The sequence below is a fragment of the Pantoea sp. ICBG 1758 genome (assembly GCF_002928325.1).
GTDB classification, from domain to species: Bacteria; Pseudomonadota; Gammaproteobacteria; order Enterobacterales; family Enterobacteriaceae; genus Pantoea; species Pantoea eucrina.
The window spans coordinates 1330467-1350807 of sequence record NZ_POWL01000001.1 but is presented as its reverse complement, the minus strand read 5'-3'; the positions used below and the strand labels follow the sequence as shown (position 1 = coordinate 1350807).

The following is a 20341-nucleotide window of genomic DNA, read 5'->3' as shown; positions in this document are numbered from 1 at the left end:
AGAAGGCAGGGGAAATAGTGCACAGACTGAAAATTTATAGGGCGAAGCGCGCGGGAAAAAGCAGCTTCAGCAAGGCAGGAGGAAGCGGATAAGCATAAAAAACCGGGCGCGAGGCCCGGTTAAGCGTGAACAATTAATGTTCAAACATAGCAGAGATAGATTCTTCGTTACTGATACGACGAATAGCTTCAGCCAGCATGCCGGAAAGCGTCAGCGTGCGCACGTTTGGCAGCGCTTTCATCTCTTCCGAGAGCGGGATGGTATCGCAAACAATTACTTCATCAATGACGGACTTGCGCAGATTTTCAACCGCGTTGCCTGAGAAGATAGGGTGGGTGGCATATGCAAATACGCGCTTGGCGCCACGCTCTTTCAGTGCTTCAGCCGCTTTGCACAGCGTACCGCCGGTGTCGATCATATCGTCGACCAGCACGCAGTCACGGCCTGCGACATCACCAATAATATGCATAACCTGAGAAACATTCGCGCGCGGGCGACGTTTGTCGATGATAGCCATATCCGTGTCATTAAGCAGTTTGGCAATTGCGCGGGCGCGCACCACACCACCAATATCCGGAGAAACCACGATAGGGTTTTCCAGGCCAAGCTGCAGCATATCTTCCAGCAGAATCGGGCTGCCGAAGACGTTGTCTACCGGCACATCAAAGAAGCCCTGGATCTGTTCGGCATGCAGATCAACGGTCAGCACGCGATCCACGCCGACGCTGGAGAGGAAGTCAGCCACCACTTTAGCGGTGATCGGTACACGCGCTGAGCGCACGCGGCGATCCTGACGGGCATAACCGAAATAGGGGATAACAGCGGTAATTCGACCAGCAGAAGCCCGACGCAGCGCGTCGACCATCACAACCAGCTCCATCAGATTATCGTTGGTGGGGGCACAGGTGGACTGGATGATGAAAATATCGCCACCGCGTACATTTTCGTTAATCTGTACACTTACTTCGCCGTCGCTGAAACGACCGACAGCGGCGTCTCCGAGGCTGGTGTAAAGGCGGTTGGCAATACGTTGTGCTAGTTCCGGGGTGGCGTTACCAGCAAATAGCTTCATATCAGGCACGAGAAGAACCTCAGGCTTGGACGTCCAGAGAATGAACCGCTCAAACATAACCGGCGAATATGTTTGAGCCTGTTCATACGGTGTGTTAATGCGCAACGTGCCATATCTGGAACGGGTAATACGGTCACGTAAACGCTTAAAGCCCGGAAAGGATTTGCTGCAACGGCGAGAGGTTAAGCCCGCGCGCCACAAATCCGCGAATCCATTTCGGGGCAAGCTCCAGCACCTGACGAGCGTCGGACTCGGTGTCAAATTCAGCAAACACGCAAGCGCCGGTCCCGGTCAGGCGCGACGGCGCGTATTCTAGCAGCCAGGAAAGCAGCGCATCAACCTCACGAAAACGTTTTCTTGCCACAGCTTCACAATCATTGTGAAAAGGCAGGCTCAACAGTTCATCTAATGTGCGTATCGGTGAATTGCGCGTCAGATCGGGATCGCGGAAGATATCGGGCGTGGCGATACTCACGCCCGGATGCGCCACCAGATACCACTTTTCTGGCGGCGAGGCGGGCTGCAGCAGCTCCCCGACGCCTTCGGCAAACGCAGCGTGGCCGCGCACAAACACCGGCACATCGGCACCCAGCGTGACGCCAAGCGCAGCCAGTTCATCTGTGCTCAGCCTGCACTGCCACAGGTGGTTCAGCGCCACCAGCACCGTGGCGGCATCCGAGGAGCCGCCGCCCAGCCCGCCGCCCATCGGCAGTTTTTTTTCCAGCGCAATCTGCGCGCCCGCGCGATCGTCAAGCGTGCCTTTTGCCACCGCCGCCTGCTTCAGCGCCCGCGCCGCGCGTACAATCAGATTGTCAGCGTCCGCCACGCCGGCCAGCGGCGTCAGCAGGCTGATGCGCCCGCTGCGGTCCGGCGTCATCTCCAGCGTATCGCCGGCATCAAGAAACTGAAACAGCGTTTGCAGATTGTGGTAGCCGTCAGCGCGCTGGCCGGTAATGTAGAGAAACAGATTAAGTTTTGCCGGAGCGGGCCAGGTGGTCATCATTGCAGGGTCCAGCTATCCATACGCAGTTTGATACGCTGGTCACCTTCGGTCAGCTCCAGATTAGCGGGCAGAGAGGGCGTGACTTTCGTGTCGTAGTCGCCGATAGCGACGTGCCACTGCTGGCCGTTGCGGCTGTAGCTCAGGCTTTTCAGCTGGTAGCTATTATTGAGCTGATAATCGGTGGCATCGCCCGGCAGACCCATCATCCACTGCCGCAGGTTGGCCAGCGGAATATCCATGCCGGTGAGCTGCGAAATCATTTTCTCAGCATCGTTGCTGGTGTAGCGCTTGCCCTTGTTGTCAACAATCTGCACCACGGAGCCCTGCGCATCCAGCTGCAGTTCGGTGCTGCCCAGCGGGTTGGTCAGCAGCAGACGATAGCGGTCAGGGGCGGTCTGCTGCCAGTTGAAGCGGGCGTAGACCTTCTGTTTATCGGACAGATAAGCAAAGGCGCCGCGCGTCTGATAATGGCTGATACCGGCTACCTGCTGCTGGTGCTGTTGCCACTGCGGTGCGGTGGTAGCGGGCCCTGCGCCCTGCTGCGGTTTGTTGATGCTGCAGGCCGCCAGCAGAACGCTGGCAAGGGGTAAAAGGCGCAACAGTTTGCGCGTGGGCAATGGCATCACGTGGTCATCTCCTCAGACACGTTTTTAATTCGTAACCGATAACGCTAACTGCCCGTCTGAGAACCGTCAATGCCGGCCAGCGGAAAATTGCGCACGATCAGTTTAATCTTATCACTGTCATAGTCTTTGTATGGCTTTCCATGATCTGCCGCATCTTGTAGAATGCGCTTCACAAAACCAGACAATCAATGGGACTTCCCAGCCGCAATCACATGACGCTCCTGGCACTCGGAATCAATCACAAAACTGCTCCTGTCGCTCTGCGTGAACGCGTGTCGTTTACGCCGGACACGCTTGACCAGGCGCTGAACAGCCTGCTGTCGCAGCCAATGGTACAGAGCGGGGTGGTACTCTCGACCTGTAACCGCACCGAACTCTACCTCAGTGTAGAGCAGCAGGCGGATTTGCAGGAGAAGCTGGTGCGCTGGCTATGTGATTATCATAATTTGCCGGAAGCGGACGTGCGCAACAGCCTTTACTGGCATCAGGATAACGCTGCGGTCAGCCATCTGATGCGCGTAGCCAGCGGCCTCGATTCGCTGGTACTGGGTGAGCCGCAAATCCTCGGTCAGGTGAAAAAGGCGCATGCCGACTCCTCACGCGACCGGGCGCTGACCAGCGAGCTGGAGCGTATGTTCCAGAAAACCTTCTCCGTGGCCAAGCGCGTGCGGACCGAAACCGAAATCGGCGCCAGCGCGGTCTCTGTTGCGTTTGCCGCCTGCTCGCTGGCGCGGCAGATATTTGAGTCGCTCAGCACCGTTAATGTGCTGCTGGTCGGGGCGGGCGAAACCATAGAGCTGGTCGCACGCCATTTGCGCGAGCACAGCGTAAAAAAACTGATGATCGCGAACCGCACCCGCGAACGTGCTCAGCTGCTGGCTGACGAGGTGGGTGCCGAGGTGATCAACCTCGCTGAGATTGAAACCCGTCTTTCTGAAGCTGATATCATTATCTCCTCTACCGCCAGCCAGCTGCCAATTATTGGTAAAGGCATGGTGGAGCGTGCGCTGAAAGCGCGACGTAATCAGCCGATGCTGCTGGTGGATATCGCCGTACCGCGCGACGTTGAGCCTGAAGTGGGCAAGCTGCCCAACGCCTACCTCTACAGCGTCGACGATCTGCAGGCGATCATTGAGCAGAATATGGCGCAGCGTAAAGCGGCAGCCCTGCAGGCGGAAAGCATTGTCGTGCAGGAGAGCGGAGAGTTTATGGCGTGGCTGCGCGCGCAAAGCGCCGGCGAATCGATCCGTGAATACCGCATGCAGGCAGAGCAGGTGCGCGCTGAACTGCAGGAGCGCGCGCTGGCTGCGCTGCGGCAGGGAGCAGACGCAGAAAAAGTGCTGCAGGAGCTGGCACATAAACTCACCAACCGCCTGATCCATGCGCCAACCAAATCACTTCAGCAGGCCGCCCGCGATGGCGATGGCGAACGCCTGCAGATCTTACGCGACAGCCTCGGTTTAGAGTAATCTCCGCTGTCACGACCTATCACCGGGATACCTACAATTAAATGAAAAGCTCGATTATTGCCAAGCTGGAAGCGTTACAGGAACGCCATGAAGAAGTGGAAGCGTTACTGGGCGATGCCGGCGTGATTGGCAATCAGGAACGTTTCCGCGCGCTGTCACGCGAATATGCCCAGCTGAGCGATGTGACCCGCTGCTTCCGCGACTGGCAGCAGGTGCAGGATGATGTGGATACCGCTGAAATGCTGCTTGAGGACCCGGAAATGCGCGAAATGGCGCAGGACGAACTCAGAGTGGCGCGCGACAAACGCGAGGTGCTTGAGCAGCAGCTGCAGGTGCTGCTGCTGCCGAAAGATCCGGATGACGAACGCCCCTGCTTTATTGAAGTGCGTGCCGGAACCGGCGGCGACGAAGCGGCGATTTTTGCCGGCGATCTGTTCCGGATGTACAGCCGTTACGCTGAAGGGCGGCGCTGGCAGGTAGAGATCATGAGCGCCAATGAAGGCGAGCATGGCGGCTATAAAGAGGTGATCGCGCGGGTGACGGGCGAGGGCGCTTACGGGCGGATGAAGTTTGAGTCGGGTGGTCATCGCGTTCAGCGCGTGCCGGAAACTGAATCGCAGGGGCGTATCCACACTTCGGCCTGTACCGTGGCCGTTATGCCGGAGCTGCCGGAAGCGGAACTGCCGGACATTAATCCGTCCGATCTGAAAATCGATACCTTCCGCTCCTCAGGCGCGGGCGGGCAGCACGTCAACACCACCGACTCGGCTATCCGCATCACCCACCTGCCTACCGGCATTGTGGTTGAGTGTCAGGATGAGCGTTCACAGCATAAAAACAAAGCCAAAGCGCTGGCGGTGCTGGGTGCGCGTATTCACGCAGCTGAGATGGCAAAACGCCATGCGGCTGAGGCATCAACCCGGCGCAACCTGCTTGGCAGCGGCGATCGCTCCGACCGTATCCGCACCTATAATTTCCCGCAGGGACGCGTGACCGATCACCGCATTAACCTCACGCTTTACCGGCTGGATGAAACCATGGAAGGCAAGCTGGATACGCTGATCGAGCCGATCGTTCAGGAGTATCAGGCCGATCAGCTCGCCGCGCTGGCCGGACAGGATTGATGGAGATCCGCTGCTGGCGTCAGCTGGCTATGACGGCGCTGAGCGGAGGCGAAAGTCCGAAGCGGGACGCCGAGATCCTGCTCAGCTTTGTGACCGGCAAAACGCGCAGCTGGCTGCTGGCCTTTGATGAGCACCCGCTGAGCGACGCACAGCTGGCACAGCTGGAGCAGCTGCTGGCGCGCCGTCAGCGGGGTGAACCGATCGCTCACCTGACGGGCGAGCGGGAGTTCTGGTCGCTGCCGCTGCGCGTCAGTGACGCCACGCTGATCCCGCGTCCGGATACTGAAGTGCTGGTGGAACAGGCGCTGCTGCGTCTGCCTGCGGGACCCTGTCACGTGCTTGATCTGGGCACCGGCACCGGTGCTATTGCGCTGGCGCTCGCCAGTGAACGACCTGACGCGCAGATCACCGGCTGCGATCGCATTCCCGCTGCCGTTGCGCTGGCGCAGGAGAATGCGGCACGGCTGGGTCTCACCAACGCCCGCTTTCAGCTCAGCCACTGGTTTGACAGCCTGCCTGCGACCCGTTATCACCTCATCGCCAGCAACCCACCTTATATCGACATGGACGATGCGCATCTGCTGCAGGGCGACGTGCGTTTTGAGCCGCGCAGCGCGCTGGTAGCCGATGACGCCGGACTGGCTGATATTCGTTTTATCATTCACAGCGCCCCGGCGTGGCTGCAGCCGCAGGGCTGGCTGCTGCTGGAACATGGCTGGCAGCAGGATGCCGACGTGCGCACCCTGATGCTTGAGCAGGGCTATCAGCAGGTTACCACTCTCAACGACTACGGCGGCAATCCGCGCGTGACGCTTGGGCAATATGCATAAAGGGGCACTGGATGGCCAGCTGGTATCCGCAGATTAAGCAGTTTCATATTTTTATCGTGATAGTCAGCGTCAGCCTGTTTCTGCTGCGCTTTTACTGGCTGACGACCGCTTCAGGCTTGCTGCAGCAGCGCTGGGTGCGGATTGTGCCGCACCTGTGCGACACGTTTTTACTGCTGAGCGGCGCGCTGCTGGTGATAATTACTCACTTTTATCCTTTCACACCACAAGGAAGCTGGCTGACGGAGAAGCTGTTAGCGGTTATTATCTACGTCGCCTTGGGTTTTGTGGCACTGAGTCGTCGTCCGCGGAAGCTGAGCACGCGCTGGATCGCCTGCCTGCTTGCGCTGGTTGCTCTGCTGTTTGCAGGCAAACTGGCGATGACCAAAATGCCGATTTTGGGGATAGTATGACCTCATCAGTAGAATTTGATTTTAATGAATCACCGTTAAGTGAAGCGGTTATCGGTGCAACCTGCGCCATCCGCGACGATTTTTCCGCGCCTTCGGTTCAGCAGCAGCTGTCAAAGCTGGTGGAAGAAGCGCGCGACTATATCAGCAGCGCCACAGATGCCGATCTGCGGCTGGAAAAGCTGCTGGAGCTGTTCTATCGCGAATGGGGCTTTGGCGGCGCCAGCGGTGTTTACAACCTTTCAGATGCGCTCTGGATTGATAAAGTGCTGAAAAGCCGTCAGGGCACGGCGGTGTCGCTCGGCGTGATACTGCTGCATATCGCCGAGCAGCTGGAGCTGCCGCTGATGCCGGTGATTTTTCCGACTCAGCTGATTCTGCGCGCAGACTGGCTGGATGGCGAAATGTGGCTGATCAATCCGTTCAACGGTGAAACGCTCGATACCCATACGCTTGAGGTCTGGCTGAAGGGCAATATCAGCCCCACGGCCAAACTCTATACCGACGATCTGGATGAAGCCAAAACGCTCAGCGTAATGCGGAAAATGCTCGACACGCTGAAAGCGGCGCTGATGGAAGAGAAGCAGATGGAGCTGGCGCTGAATGTCAGTAAAGTACTGCTGGAGATCGATCCTGACGACCCCTATGAAATCCGCGATCGCGGTCTCATCTACGCCCAGCTGGAGTGCGAGCATATTGCGCTCACTGACTTAACCTATTTTGTTGAGCAGTGCCCGGAAGATCCGGTGAGTGAAATGATTAAAGTACAGATCCACGCAATCGAACAGAAACAGGTCACGCTACACTAAGCGTTGCCGGCATAAGGAAAGGTCATGACAGAGAAAGTAGTTAAAATTGGCGATATCGATGTCGCAAACGATCTGCCGTTTGTGCTGTTTGGCGGCATGAACGTACTGGAATCACGCGAGCTGGCGATGCGCATCTGTGAGCACTACGTGACGGTTACCGACAAGCTGGGTATCCCTTACGTTTTCAAAGCCTCTTTTGACAAGGCAAACCGCTCCTCGATTAAATCGTATCGCGGTCCGGGTCTGGACGAGGGGATGAAGATTTTTCAGGAGCTGAAGCAGACGTTCGGCGTGAAAATCATCACCGACGTCCATGAATCCTGGCAGGCGCAGCCGGTTGCCGATGTGGTTGATGTTATTCAGCTGCCAGCGTTTCTGGCACGCCAGACGGACCTGGTAGAGGCGATGGCAAAAACCGGCGCGGTAATTAACGTTAAAAAACCGCAGTTTGTCAGCCCGGGCCAGATGGGTAATATCGTGGATAAGTTTGCGGAAGGCGGTAACGATAAAGTTATCCTGTGCGATCGCGGCAGCAACTTCGGTTATGACAACCTGGTTGTGGATATGCTGGGCTTTAACGTGATGAAGAAAGTCACCAACAACAGCCCGGTCATTTTCGACGTGACGCATGCGCTGCAGACGCGCGATCCGTTTGGTGCCGCATCGGGCGGTCGCCGTGCTCAGGTTGCCGAGCTGGCGCGTGCCGGTATGGCCGTGGGTATTGCCGGCCTCTTCATCGAAGCGCATCCGGAGCCAAACAGCGCAAAATGCGACGGTCCTTCCGCGCTGCCGCTGGATAAACTGGAGCCGTTCCTGGCGCAGATGAAAGCGATTGACGATCTGGTCAAGAGCTTCCCGGCGCTGGACACCAGCAGCTGACAGCCTCTGGCAAATAAAAAGGCACCCGTAAGGGTGCCTTTTTTGTTTTCGCGGTGTATCCGGTCAGAGCATTATTGTCAGCAGATAACCGGCGAACAGCGCCAGATGTGCCGCACCGTTAAGCACATTCGTTCGGCCGGTTGAAAACGAAATATGGCACAGGATCAGAACGGCGATGAGCATGACCATATGCGGTGGCTCCAGGCCAAAAATCAGCGTCTGACCCGTCAGCGTGGCGATGATACTGACCGCGGGCACGGTAAGTGAGATTGTCGCCAGCACGGAGCCGAAAAACAGGTTCATGGCGCGCTGCACCTGGTTGGTCAGTACCGCCCGGATGGCACCCAGCCCTTCCGGTGAAAGGATCAGCAGCGCGACGAGGAAGCCGGTAAACTGTTCCGGAGCGTTAAGCTCTGTGAGCAGCAGCTCAAGCGGGTTAGCGTTCATTTTAGTCACGCTGATAACCGCAATCAGATGGACGATCAGCCAGATTGTATGCCACAGCGAGCTGTGTGCTGAAGGCTTACCGTGATGCGGATCGTCCCCCTCATCCTCATGCTCATAGACAAACAGGCTCTGGTGCGTTTTGGTTTGAATCAGCAGGAAAACGCCATACATCGCCGCAGAGATAGCCGCGATAATCAGCGCCTGTGCGGTGGTGAAATTGCCGCCCGGCAGGGCGTTCGGGAATACCAGTACCAGAATGGCAAGCGGGAAGATGGCAATCATATACTGTTTGACGCCGGCCAGATTGACGTACTGAGTAGCGAATTTTCTGCCTCCCAGCAGCAGCGCGCAGCCTACCAGCCCGGATGTGACGATCATAATGATGGAATAGAGCGTATCACGCATCAGTGCCGGTGCGGCGTCGCCCGTTGCCATCAGCGCAGAGATCAGGCTTACCTCCAGAATCACCACGGAGAGGCTGAGGATCAGCGAGCCGTAAGGTTCGCCCAGCCGGTGAGCCAGCACGTCAGCATGGCGCACAACGCTGAAAGCGCTGCTCAGAATAGCCACCAGTGCCAGCAGGTTGATACCGATAACCGGCAGAAGCGCTGTCTGATCGCCAAAAAAGGTCAGCACCGTCAGCGCAGCAACGGGAAGAATCAGCGAAAACTCGCTGTGTCGTGTTTTCTCATGTCCAGGCATTCACCATCCCCATTAGCAAAATGTTTAAAAACCGGCGTCATTGCCTGTTAACTATACGCATTAATTACACTGGCGCAGTGTAGCTTTTCATCACTCGCTGAACAGTTTTTTTACGCGACTTTACTTTTTGCACTTTATTGCTCCTGGTGGCTTAAACAGGAAGTTATTGTCATATTTATATTTAAATTCAGCTAAATATAAACTGCAGGTAAGCAGACAGAGCACAGAAAATATTGTTTAACGGCTGCAATGACAGGATTTTTTTTGCCTTATGCAGGCCACTTAAGCGATGAGCGGCAAAAGACAGCATTTGCATTTTAGCTAAGCTGTTCCAGACTTTAAGTGATACCTGATACCGGAGGAGCTATGCCTTATTCATCAACCAGCGAACTGCCGGACAGCGTGCGTCATGTGCTGCCGGCTCATGCACAAACCATTTACCAGAACGCGTTTAACAGCGCCTGGGATCAGTACAAGGATAAAGAGGATCGGCGGGGCGACGCATCACGGGAAGAGGTCGCACACAAGGTCGCCTGGGCGGCAGTAAAGCATGACTACGTGAAAGGTGACGACGACAAGTGGCATCCGAAAAAGTAGTTGCTGCTGCGGGCCTGAAGAGCCCGCATCATCCCCGGTTTTAATCCTCTCATTATTTTTTCCCGCCCGCCGATACTCTGAAACAGTTGTTTATGTGAAAAGCGTCAGGACAATCTTGAAACCGCAGCAATGAATGCATTACTGTTTCTGACTGTGCCGACGCGCGTCGTTTTCGGGATACCGGTTCGGGATCCAGGCGTGCGGGATGCCAGGGCAGTAGAGGAGATCGCAGTGTTAACCCGGGAATTCTTACTTAAAGCCGATTGCAAAACATCCTTTGGTGATATCGATGAAGCACTGCTGTGGAGCTGTGAAAAGCGCGCCGCTTCGCTTTCTGCCACGCTCGCCTGTCGGCCCGATCAAAGTCCGGTGTGGATCTTTGGTTATGGTTCGCTGATGTGGAACCCGGTGTTTGACGCGGAGGAGGTGGCTTCGGGGCGCCTGGAAGGGTGGCATCGTGCGTTCTGTCTGCGGCTCACCGCCGGACGGGGCACCGAGGCCGCACCCGGACGCATGCTGGCGCTGAAAGAGGGCGGCAGCACCAGCGGCCTGGCCTTTCGTCTGCCGGAGGCGCGCCTGCATGAAGAACTGGAGCTGCTCTGGAAGCGCGAGATGATCACCGGCTGCTATCTGCCCACCTGGTGTGAGCTGCAGCTGGAGGATGGACGCTGCGTTACCGCGCTGGTGTTCATCATGGATCCGCGTCATCCGCTATATGAGGATGACTCTTGCCGCAGTACCATTGCACCCCTGATTGCGCAGGCGAGCGGGCCGCTCGGAACCAATGCGCAGTATCTTTTCTCGCTTGAGCAGGAGCTGGTCAGACGCGGCATGCAGGAAGCCGCGCTGACGCGTCTTGCCGCTGAGGTAAGAGCGCTGCAGCAGCGCAGCGCACCTCAGGCTTAATTACCGGGGTTAATGAGCCAGGTACCAGGCTGCTTAATCGTCAGGGCCTGGCTGCGCACCTGGTCGCCATGCCGCACCTCAAGACGATAGCTGCCGGCAGCGAGATTGAGTGACGCAAAACCGCTGCTGGCGGCTTTCACATCCTGCACTTCACCATTCAGCACGACGCTTTCGCCTGACTGCAGCTGCAGATAGATGGTGGCAATGGCAGGCGTACTGGCCGCCGCCGCCGGTACCTTCGTTGCTGCCGGCGCAGCGGCTTCCGGCGCGGCTGCGACAGGCGGCGTCTCACTGTGACGCACCGTCTGCCACACGACCAGACCCACAGCCAGCAGCGCCACAGCAGCCAGCGCCACTATACCCGGCGAGACGCGCCGGCCTGCTGCACTGCCAGCGATCGGCTCAGCGGCGGCGGCGGCGGGATTCACCGCCACCAGCGGAGGTTCCGGTTCAGCGGCGGTCTCCGGCAGCCCGGCGGGCAGGGCAACAACCGGCAGCGGCGTGCTGAGCGCTTCGGCATCGCTCACCGGCAGATCGATAAGCTGCGCAAAGGCGTCGATGGTCTGCGGACGATCCTGAGGCTTCATCGCCAGCGCACAGTCGATGGCGTGCAGCAGCGGCAGGGAATAGCCTTCAGGCCGGGTGACGGCAAGCGGCTGGTAATTATCCTCAATGCAGCGCACTACGCTGACCGGCGGCGCATGGCCGGTAATCAGCGTGTGTAATACCGCCCCCAGCGCGTAGATATCGGTCCACGGACCCTGTTCAACCTCACCCTCTTCGCTATATTGCTCGATCGGCGCAAAGCCCGGCTTCAGCATGATTTCAGTTTCATCTGACAGATTGCCGATCTCTTTACGCGCTGAACCAAAATCGAGCAGTACCGGCAGCTGGTTATCCTGAATCTGAATATTATCCAGCGAGATGTCGCGATGCAGATAGCCGGCAGTATGAATGGTGTTGATGGCACCAAACAGCGGCGGAAGCAGGCGACGGATCCAGGCTTCATCAACGGCGTCAGACTGGCTCGCCTGCCACGCTTTCAGCGTCATACCGCTATAGAACAGCGTGCCCATATAGGCGGTGCCGTTCTCTTCCCAGAAGCGCAGCACGTGCAGCAGCCCCGGATGATTAAAGCGTGCCAGCAGGCGTGCTTCCTGAATAAAGCTGTTGCGGCCCGCGTTGAAGAGTTTCTGAAAGCGCTCACCACGCAGTTCAAGCGACATGTCGGCAGCGCGCACGGCCAGCGACTGCGGCATATACTCCTTGATGGCGATAAACCGTTCCAGCTGGTGATCCCAGGCGCGGTAGACGATGCCAAAGCCGCCCCCGCCCACGACGTCCCTGATTTCAAACTCGTTAAACCGGTAGCCCGCAGGCAGGGCATTAGGGATATGATTTTCGTTTGCCGACATAGTGAGTTCTCTGAACACATCCTGTAGTGCCTGTTGCCGCGGGGCAGCAGGCAGCGATCGCTGATTAATTAATGTTACGCCAGGCACCGATAGCCGGATCGGCGAGATCCGCATGCAGGGTGTCAATCAGTAACACTGTCACTTTTTGCTGTGGCATAAACTGCGGCGACCAGATGCCGCGTAAACGATCGACCTGCGCTTTCACCGTGCTGCTGTCACTGCCAGCTTTTTTATCCATCTGAATCAGCAGGGTACCGCCAAAGCGCCAGACATGCTCCCGCGCATCAAACGGCAACACCAGCCAGCTCCCGGCAGCGTCCGGCCGGGTCACAATCATTCGCTGTTTATTGACCGCGACAATCTCCAGCGGTTTGCTGCCGGTCGCGAGGCTGGCGACCGGATACCCCTGATAAAAGGTCACCGGCAGCGTTGCAGGTTCACCTTTACTCAGCAGCGTTATGCTGGCTGCGCCTTCCAGCCAGCCTTCCGTTGAGCAGTGCTGCGCCGGCGCATCAGGAATAAACAGCGAAGCACCTTTGTCGTCCCACCAGGTGCGGAAATGACAGTCGCCCGGCAGCGCAAAGTGCTGCAGCGGCGTGTTGTCCGCCGGACGGGAGAGATCCAGCGGTGCGGCGGTGGTGGCGCTGGCGCTGGCGGTTGCATCATTCAGGATAATCGGGCGCCAGTTCTGCAGTTTTGCTGCGCTGCCGTTAGCCAGCACGCTGCCTTCTTTGGTCATCATCTGCCACGGCAGCTCGTCAAGGCTGCCGCACTGGTTCGCCAGCAGCGTGCCTACCCGGGGCAGGAAGCTGGTGAGAATGCGCGTGTCGCTGCTTTTACCGGAGACAATACGTAACGGCAGCGTCTCTTTGCACCAGTCGTCGGGCGCTTTACTTGCAACGTTGTCGATCCAGACCTCGAGCGCCAGGCTGGGCGAATAGACCACACGATAATCTTCTGCCTGTGCATTCTGGGCCAGCAGCAGGGCGGCAATGCCCGACAACCACACTTTCATAGGGATCCTTGCAAATCAATAGTGAGGCGGCACAAAGCGCGCCGCATCAGCCTGAGAATAGAGCAACGTGGCATCCTGCGGTTCGCCAATCCAGATTGCCAGCGCGCTCAGGTTGTCCCGCTTGTCGCTGCGATTGACCGCCTGTTCCATCAGCGTCAGCCACTCTTCACAGGCGTTAACCATGCGTAACGCCTGTTCCATCTCCTGCGTGGTCAGGTTGAGCCAGAAGCCATCCGTGCAGACCAGAAACGCATCGCCGTCCTGGAGGTCAATCGCGCTGCTGAAGGTCACCGGGCGTACCGGCTCAGTGCCGAGGGCATTATAAAGTAAATTACTGTTAATGCCGGAATTTTCATAGCCTGCCTCTTGCAGATGTTGGGCCAGACTATGGTCCCGGGTTACCTCACATAGCGTACCATGACGAAAGTGATAAACCCGGCTATCACCGGCGTGCGCCCACCATGCACGCTGTTTTTCACGGTCAATAAACAGAGCCGCGAGCGTGGTGCTCATGCGGGAAAATTTCGGATTCTTCCCCTGCTCAGCCGCCAGCGTTTGCTGACAAAGAGTGATAGCCGCCTGGGTAGTGGCAGGCGTAAAGCTGCTGCTGTTTTGCACCGCGCTGAGGAGCGTATCGCGCACCAGCTGCGCTGCGTAGTCGCCACCGGGTAATCCGGCTACGCCATCACACACCAGAAAGCAGGCGCGCTCGTCGTCGAGTTGCGCACCGGTGCGATCCTGATTTTCGTCACGCCGGCCCTGCTGACAGCGGCTGGCAAACATCATTTTCATGTCTCATCCGTCCGCGTCTGTGAATCTTTATACTGATTAACTTCCATGTCATACGCGTTGAGAAACGCTTCGCCAAACAGCGTATGGAAGTCATCTTCAATCTCGCCGGCAGTGCGCTGATAGTGTCGCGTAAAGGCGTCCCACAGGGCGGCCTTGCGCCCGCTGCTGAAGGCGATTTTAGGCAGAGCGCCATCCTCGCGCGCGCGATCTTCCAGCCGCTGCGGATTAAACGATTGCAACATGGCAGCAATGATCGCCCGGATACCGGCAATCATGCCCAGCTGATGCGCCTGCAAATCTACCAGCGCATCGCGCACTGCGGCTTCAGGCGGCATAAAACCCGGCATCTGGCTCTGATACATCTGCATCAGCACGGTTTTGCCGGAAGGCAGGATCTTAAACGGATTGTTGGCTTCGTTCAGAATCATGGTCATATCCGCTTTCACGCCGCGCTTAAGAATTGAACGCGAGGAGAGCAGGGCAACGGTTCCCTGAGAAAACAGGCTGAGCATACGACCGGTAACGCGCATCTGCTCTTCACCGAGCGATGTCTGATGACCATTATTGAGTCCCATTCCCTCCAGCAGAGCGGCGATAAGCTTCTCCTCGCCGGCTTCTGCAGGCTGGCGGGTTTGCGGTGCGCTGTCTCGGGCGGGATCGATGGCCAGCCGCGGATCGGGCCGCCGCTCCTGACGTACCGGGGCTGGGGGTTCCGGCATCAGCTCAGCACTCAGGACGGCCTCCTGCTGCATGCCAAGTGGATCGCTGGCGTCCTCGCTAAAAAACGACAGCGGATCATCCTGTAGCGCAGGCTGGTGCGCAGGATCGGTAATTTCCAGCATATATTGACCAATCTGCAGCCGATCGCCATGCTGCAGCAGGGCCTGGGCACCCCGCTGCACCACCTGACCATTGAGCTCAATCGCCGTCACGCTGCCCTGTGCGGTCAGACGGCATTCCCCTTCGGCAGAGAGATGGACAAGCGCCTGCAGGCGTGAGATGGCGCGCGTCTCATCAGGCAGTATCAGATCGTTATCCTGACTGCGGCCAATGGTGCCGCCAGGCGGCATAAAGGTGACGCTTCTGGCGGGCACATCCGTATCGCACTGCACAAAGGTAAATTGCATGAGTCATCCCGTTAACAAGGCAAACGTGCCGGCTTATTCAAACATGGGTGGATAGAGGCCATTACGTCCCGGCTGCGCACCCGCCGCCGGGTTAAATAACAGTGAAAAAAGCTCTGCGGTCAGCGGGCCGCTGTGTTTATGGGTGGCGTGGGCAAAGCCGTCACTGCGATTGCTCCACCAGTAGCTGATATGCTGCTGCGGTTCAAACCGTTCTGCCACTTCCTGCCAGCTCAGGGTGCAGGGAAGATCCGCAAAACCGATGACATCCATAATATCGCTGCGCTGATTGCCGGGCACCAGCAGGGGTGAGAGCTGCTGCATCTCTGCTTCCAGGCTCTCCGGCAGGGTGCGCTCGCGCACCGCTGACCAGAGCAGCCCGCCCAGTTCGCGAAACCAGTCGCCGGAGATAGTCAGCTGCGCCGGGTGCCACTCATTCAGCGTAAAGGTGCGCAGGGCCAGCAGCGGCCAGGCGCGTCCCACGCGATCGCACGAGGGCAGCAGGCAGCCCATCTGCACCTGCTGACGCAGCGGCGACAGCGGCAGAACAAAGTTCCACACCGGCGCGCGCAAAAAGAGCTGCGTGCTGGCATGCTGCTGCTGATGCCAGTGGGTGAGTCCCTGCTGAAACCAGTGACTCCAGGGGGAGACCGTGGCCTCGCTCAGGCGCTGCCGCAAAAAATCGCCGGTAGCGGGGAGTTTGCCATACCAGCCCGGCACGCTGTGGTTCGCCATGTTTACCTCACCGTCACTCACTATAGCGGGTCAGCTGTCCGGCAGAGGCCTCTGGCGCGGTCGCCAGCACGCTGCTCTCCTGACCCGCCCGTTTCAGGTTTTCTGCAAGCTTGCGCATCATCAGCGCGTTATCACGAGCATAGGGTGAAGATTGTATCTGCTGATCGAGCAGCTGACTGAGATGCCAGTCGAGCTGCTGCAGATCGCGCACGCTGACATCGGCCGGCAGCGTGCGCTGCAGATTTTCGATCAGCCAGCTGCGCAGAAACGTGCCGTCGTAATTTCGCGGCTGATAAAGCATCTGATAGGCGCGCAGCGCGTTGCGGCTGTAAGCGTTATCGGTGCCAGGATCGTCGCGCAGCAAATGCGTGATCTGCTGCGCCACCCGCGGCAGCAGCAGAGACTTAAGCGCATTTTGATAAAGCACCCAGGCCGCGTCGCTGACCTGTGTGCCGCGATAGAGTCCGGCGCGCATAGTAAGCGGCGGATTATCCAGCGAAAAGCGCTCGGACAGCGGCAGCTTAACCAGGTTATTTAAGAAGGGTAGCAGATCAAAAATATTATCGACGGGCTGATGTGTGACCTGCTGACTCTGCTGCGTCAGGGGCGCAATACGGCTCGCCACCTGATCAAGATAGCGCTGGTTTTGCACATAGCTGGTAAGCCATAAGCCGCACAGCAGGATCAGCGCACCCGCCAGCGCGCCATAGCCGATCCAGTGCAGCAGACGGTTGCGGTATTCCCAGTGGCGGTTGCTGCCGGCAAGGCCGCTTTCGCGAAACACCAGTTCGCTGAGCAGATCGCGGATAAAGTAGCTCTGGCCTTTATTGCCCGGAATAGGATTACTGCGGTTAACGCTGTCCCAGGCTGCCAGGGTGTGGTCACCGCTCTGCGGCAGCTGCAGCTTGCGATTAAGGGCGCCCATAATGCGGTCAAACGGCAGGCCTTCCTGGGTCCCGCTGGTAAAAAACAGCCCGCGGGCAGACCAGGCAATATCCTCCTCATGACGGGAGAAGATCACGTCCAGATACTCATTAAGCAGCGGGCGCAGGGAACCAAACTCCTGCGGAAAGAGAAAGCTGTCAGCGCGCTGCATCAGATCGCGGTCGGCCGCCATGCGCTCCGCCAGCTGCTGCTTAAGCTGCTGCTCAAGCCGCTGAAAACGTGCCGTAAAACTGCTCTGCCACTCGTCTTTGTGAGGTTTGCCCGGCTCCCAGGGAAAGGTAAATCCCCAGATGGCATCCCGCTGCGGCTTGCTGAGGCCCGCATGAAAGCTCAGAAATCCCTTCAGCAGATCCGTTTTGGTTACCATGATATAGACCGGAAAATGGATACCGGTTTGCTGATGCAGCTCAGCCATACGGCAGCGCAGCGCCGTGGCCTGCGCATGCCGCGCCTCTGCGGTGTCGGTCAGCAGGTCGGCCACGCTGATGGTGAGGATCACGCCATTAATTGGCTGACGCGTGCGGTAGCGCTTGAGCAGGTTGATAAAGCTCTGCCACTCGGCGCTGTCGCGCGCGCGCTGGCTCTCCTGCAGCGCATAGCGCCCGGCGGTGTCGATCAGCACGGCGCTGTCGGTAAACCACCAGTCGCAGTGACGGGTGCCGCCTACGCCACGCACTGCGCTATTGCCGTGCGTATCCGTAAGGGGAAAAGAGAGGCCGGCGTTCAGCAGCGCGGTGGTTTTGCCCGCGCCCGGTGCGCCGACAATCAGATACCACGGAAGCTCATAAAGATAGTGACTCTGAAAACGCGCCAGCCAGCTTTTTTGATGATGGCGACCAAACTGCGTGCGTTTCAGACGCAGCGCGGCTTCGCTAAAGCGCTGTGCCAGCACCTGTTCGGTGGAGTGACGATCGGAGAGCTCTTCCTGACTCATGCTCTGGAGACGATTCAGCAGCTTGCTATTGAACCAGCCGCGCCATATTGCCGGAATAAGCTGAAACAGCGTCCAGCAAAAAAAGAGCAGGGCCACGGCCAGCTGCCGGGAGAAAACCGGCTCCAGCGGTCGGGTCTCACCCCATACCCAGAGCGGGCCAAGCATCCACACCAGGCAGCTGAGGGCGGTAACACCAATCAGACTCCAGAGCAGGCGATGAGTCAGCAGGTGACGAACAGATGTGCGCATCAGCGTTGGCCCTCCGGGGTAGCCGCTGCTTCCGGCGCAGCGAAGAGTGTGATCTCAACCCGGCGGTTGCGGGCGCGGTTTTCATTGCTGTCGTTAGGCAGCAGCGGATTACTGTCGCCGCGCCCCTCAGCTTTAACGCTCTGCCCCGACGCCAGCTGCGTCGTCAGCAGCTGCGTAATAGCGCGCGCGCGGGCCAGTGAAAATTCATAGCTGGAGGCGAAACGGCCATCGACGGCGCGGTTATCGGTATAGACCGAGACCAGAACGGTTCCTTTAACGCTTTTCATAGCGCTGGCGACGTGCGCCAGCAGCGCGCGGCCGACCGGGTTTACAACGGTGCCGTCCGGAACAAAAAGTTTATCGGCGGGAATAATGACTTTGCTGCCAAACGCGCCATCGCTGACTTCCAGCTGACCGGCGGCAATCACATCATTCAGACGCTGGCGCAGATCGAGCAGCGCCTGCGGTGAAGCGGGGCGTCGTCCGGGCATGATCTGCGGCAGGGGAGTCTGATAGATATCGCGCAGCAGCGGTTCAGCCGCATTGCCGAGCCGCCAGTTCAGCATGCTGTAGACCATGCAGGCGATAAGCGCCGCCACGGTGGCACAGGCCCAGAGCGGGACCATCGGCCGCGTCAGGCTGTTCACTAACGGATGCACCTCGACCAGCGGCGTTGCGGTGCTACTCTCTGCAGCGCGCGCGTCGTGGATCAGCTGCGCCAGACGTTTACGGATCCCTTCACACTGTGTGCGGCCGCTTTCGCTGCCGCGGTAGCGACCTTCATATCCCAGCAGCAGACAGTAATGGATGACTTCAAGCAGCCACAGATGCTGCTGCGGACTTTGTGAAACGCGGGAGAGAAGCTGAAAGAATTTTTCACCCCCCCAGCTCTCATTGTGAAAACTCACCAGCATGCCGTTGCCTGACCAGACGCCGCGCGTCCCCCACGGCGTCTGTGCCGCCGCCTCATCCAGCACGCTGCAAAGACAGTAGCGTGCGCCGATGATCATCTCAAACGGCAGGCCAGCCTGCTTGCAGCGCTGTTCAAACAGCCGGATCTCATCAATCAGCAGCTGGCGCAACCCGGCCGGATCGTCATGCGTGGCAGCCTGCCGGATGCGGACAACAGCATTCAGCACCGGGGCGGCGGCGTTCAGCAAAAGGTTATCGTTGCCCGCGCTGATATCCTCGCGGGCAATGGGATCCTGCATCATTAACTCTCGTTTTTCCTGGCGATGACGGCGCTATTTTGCCATAAACTGCGGTATGACTGTCGCCAATATGCGCCAGATTGTTGACTCAATCCAGGATCCAGGTCGCGGTATCAGTGGTGCGGCACGCCTTACTGGCACCGCCTACTGCCACGCACACCTGTTTAGCGCGACGCGGTTTCGGGCGATCGCTGCGCAACGTGGCGTCATAGCGGCTGGTCTCAACGGCCGCTTTAGGGGGGATATAGCCTATCAGCTGGCCTTCAGGCTCTTCAGCAATCGCCAGCCAGCTATGCTCCACCCGGCCAAGCACTTCAAAGCGCTGGGCATTATCAAGGTAGCGCACGACTTTACCGCCGTAGTCAGGGGTGGTCATAACGGAAGCGGCGTAGAGTGCGCGCCAGGATGCATTGACGGGGGTGAACTCTGCCGGTGCGGCAACCGCATAACGATGCGTCAGGGTAACGCCGTTAACCGTACTGGTTACCAGCGTATCCTCTGTCACTGCCGGCGGCGGGGTTTTGCACCCGGCCAGCGTCAGGGTCGCCAGCAGCGTAAGCATAAGCGTTTTTTTCACCATCATCCTTATCATTCCATCAGATTAATTGCAGAGTAACAGTGGGCGTACCCGGCGAGTATGAACATAGTGTGTTGCGAAAAAACCACGAAAAACAGCCAGATCTCTTCAGGACAACGTGCGTCTCAGTCTACCTAAGACTTTTGAGAATTCAAACTATTGCATCGCGGTAAATTGCGTGTTAGCGCCATAACATCACGCCTGAAGCCGCAGAGGAGGTCTGCAGAAGGCTGCAACAGTTAAGCGACTTTTACGGTTCACCCGGCATCGGGCAGGCCGGGTAGCGAAGAATCTTTTCAGGCAAACGTCTGTCCGGGATAAAACATTATAAAAATTTATGTTTTACAGTGAAATTAATAATGTGATCTCTTTGCAGAAAATTCTCATTTTAAGATTTTCCGCGCCTGTTCAGATCCCCAAAACCCCGATCGCGTCACGTCTTTTGTGCGCTGTTTCTGCTGAGAAAACGGACA

Annotated in this window: 20 protein-coding genes; 8 read left to right on the top strand and 12 right to left on the bottom strand. The window is 58.0% G+C overall.

The annotated features are described in order from the left end of the window. Positions 1 to 133: 133 nt before the first annotated feature. From prs to lolB, 3 genes are all read right to left on the bottom strand, one after another. Complete coding sequence (prs, locus tag C1Y41_RS06610) at positions 134 to 1081, bottom strand: ribose-phosphate diphosphokinase (protein ID WP_104085358.1); 948 nt, start codon at positions 1079 to 1081, stop codon at positions 134 to 136. Positions 1082 to 1217: 136 nt separating this feature from the next. Beyond that, positions 1218 to 2075 carry a 4-(cytidine 5'-diphospho)-2-C-methyl-D-erythritol kinase gene (gene ispE, locus C1Y41_RS06605; RefSeq protein WP_104085110.1) on the bottom strand — a complete coding sequence of 286 codons (858 nt, stop codon included), beginning with the start codon at positions 2073 to 2075 and terminating at the stop codon, positions 1218 to 1220. Continuing rightward, complete coding sequence (lolB, locus tag C1Y41_RS06600) at positions 2072 to 2698, bottom strand: lipoprotein insertase outer membrane protein LolB (protein WP_039384950.1); 627 nt, start codon at positions 2696 to 2698, stop codon at positions 2072 to 2074. Before lolB ends, ispE begins: the two co-directional genes overlap by 4 nt. Before the next feature lie 215 nt (positions 2699 to 2913). Between lolB and hemA the strand changes: the two genes are divergently transcribed. The 6 genes from hemA to kdsA are packed head-to-tail and all read left to right on the top strand — an operon-like array spanning position 2914 to position 8219. Then, on the top strand, positions 2914 to 4170 hold the full coding sequence (gene hemA / locus C1Y41_RS06595) for a glutamyl-tRNA reductase (RefSeq protein ID WP_071668905.1): 1257 nt from the start codon (positions 2914 to 2916) through the stop codon (positions 4168 to 4170). 41 nt (positions 4171 to 4211) lie between these two features. Then, on the top strand, positions 4212 to 5294 hold the full coding sequence (prfA, locus tag C1Y41_RS06590; RefSeq protein ID WP_071668904.1) for a peptide chain release factor 1: 1083 nt from the start codon (positions 4212 to 4214) through the stop codon (positions 5292 to 5294). After that, the gene (prmC, locus tag C1Y41_RS06585) at positions 5294 to 6124 is read left to right on the top strand and encodes a peptide chain release factor N(5)-glutamine methyltransferase (RefSeq protein WP_104085109.1); all 831 of its coding nucleotides are present in this window, start codon (positions 5294 to 5296) and stop codon (positions 6122 to 6124) included. Before prfA ends, prmC begins: the two co-directional genes overlap by 1 nt. Positions 6125 to 6135: 11 nt before the next feature. Beyond that, positions 6136 to 6534 (top strand): SirB2 family protein, encoded by a 399-nt coding sequence (locus C1Y41_RS06580; RefSeq protein WP_039384943.1) that lies wholly within the window; start codon positions 6136 to 6138, stop codon positions 6532 to 6534. Next, a complete protein-coding gene (sirB1, locus tag C1Y41_RS06575) occupies positions 6531 to 7340 on the top strand; it encodes an invasion regulator SirB1 (RefSeq protein ID WP_039384942.1) in 810 nt (269 codons plus the stop codon). The genes C1Y41_RS06580 and sirB1 overlap by 4 nt, the downstream gene beginning before the upstream one ends. Before the next feature lie 24 nt (positions 7341 to 7364). After that, positions 7365 to 8219, top strand: coding sequence for a 3-deoxy-8-phosphooctulonate synthase (gene kdsA / locus C1Y41_RS06570; RefSeq protein WP_039384940.1), 855 nt, complete (start codon positions 7365 to 7367; stop codon positions 8217 to 8219). Between the two features lie 63 nt (positions 8220 to 8282). Here the strand turns inward: kdsA and chaA are convergent, their stop codons facing one another. Next, positions 8283 to 9368, bottom strand: coding sequence for a sodium-potassium/proton antiporter ChaA (gene chaA, locus C1Y41_RS06565; protein ID WP_039384935.1), 1086 nt, complete (start codon positions 9366 to 9368; stop codon positions 8283 to 8285). A 366-nt stretch (positions 9369 to 9734) separates the two neighbouring features. Between chaA and chaB the strand changes: the two genes are divergently transcribed. Then, positions 9735 to 9965 (top strand): putative cation transport regulator ChaB, encoded by a 231-nt coding sequence (gene chaB, locus C1Y41_RS06560; protein ID WP_039384929.1) that lies wholly within the window; start codon positions 9735 to 9737, stop codon positions 9963 to 9965. Between the two features lie 231 nt (positions 9966 to 10196). Beyond that, positions 10197 to 10871, top strand: coding sequence for a gamma-glutamylcyclotransferase (locus C1Y41_RS06555; RefSeq protein WP_166713929.1), 675 nt, complete (start codon positions 10197 to 10199; stop codon positions 10869 to 10871). On the opposite strand, the gene C1Y41_RS06550 is transcribed toward C1Y41_RS06555, so the two are convergent. The 8 genes from C1Y41_RS06550 to C1Y41_RS06515 all read right to left on the bottom strand — a co-directional run bounded on the left by C1Y41_RS06550 (position 10868) and on the right by C1Y41_RS06515 (position 19868). Further along, on the bottom strand, positions 10868 to 12286 hold the full coding sequence (locus C1Y41_RS06550; protein WP_104085108.1) for a serine/threonine-protein kinase: 1419 nt from the start codon (positions 12284 to 12286) through the stop codon (positions 10868 to 10870). The genes C1Y41_RS06555 and C1Y41_RS06550 overlap by 4 nt on opposite strands. A 64-nt stretch (positions 12287 to 12350) precedes the next feature. Then, the gene (locus C1Y41_RS06545) at positions 12351 to 13301 is read right to left on the bottom strand and encodes a hypothetical protein (protein ID WP_104085107.1); all 951 of its coding nucleotides are present in this window, start codon (positions 13299 to 13301) and stop codon (positions 12351 to 12353) included. Between the two features lie 15 nt (positions 13302 to 13316). Continuing rightward, positions 13317 to 14093 (bottom strand): PP2C family serine/threonine-protein phosphatase, encoded by a 777-nt coding sequence (locus C1Y41_RS06540; protein WP_104085106.1) that lies wholly within the window; start codon positions 14091 to 14093, stop codon positions 13317 to 13319. Then, complete coding sequence (gene tagH / locus C1Y41_RS06535; RefSeq protein ID WP_104085105.1) at positions 14090 to 15220, bottom strand: type VI secretion system-associated FHA domain protein TagH; 1131 nt, start codon at positions 15218 to 15220, stop codon at positions 14090 to 14092. The genes C1Y41_RS06540 and tagH overlap by 4 nt, the downstream gene beginning before the upstream one ends. Positions 15221 to 15253: 33 nt before the next feature. Then, positions 15254 to 15952, bottom strand: a complete 699-nt coding sequence (tagF, locus tag C1Y41_RS06530; RefSeq protein WP_071668900.1) for a type VI secretion system-associated protein TagF — start codon at positions 15950 to 15952, stop codon at positions 15254 to 15256. Between the two features lie 13 nt (positions 15953 to 15965). Beyond that, positions 15966 to 18080: a type VI secretion system membrane subunit TssM gene (gene tssM / locus C1Y41_RS06525; RefSeq protein WP_104085104.1), complete on the bottom strand. Its 2115-nt coding sequence runs from the start codon at positions 18078 to 18080 to the stop codon at positions 15966 to 15968. Continuing rightward, positions 18080 to 19294 carry a type IVB secretion system protein IcmH/DotU gene (gene icmH / locus C1Y41_RS06520; RefSeq protein ID WP_071668898.1) on the bottom strand — a complete coding sequence of 405 codons (1215 nt, stop codon included), beginning with the start codon at positions 19292 to 19294 and terminating at the stop codon, positions 18080 to 18082. Before icmH ends, tssM begins: the two co-directional genes overlap by 1 nt. An 85-nt stretch (positions 19295 to 19379) precedes the next feature. Beyond that, positions 19380 to 19868, bottom strand: a complete 489-nt coding sequence (locus tag C1Y41_RS06515; RefSeq protein WP_104085357.1) for a hypothetical protein — start codon at positions 19866 to 19868, stop codon at positions 19380 to 19382. Between the last annotated feature and the right edge of the window lie 473 nt (positions 19869 to 20341).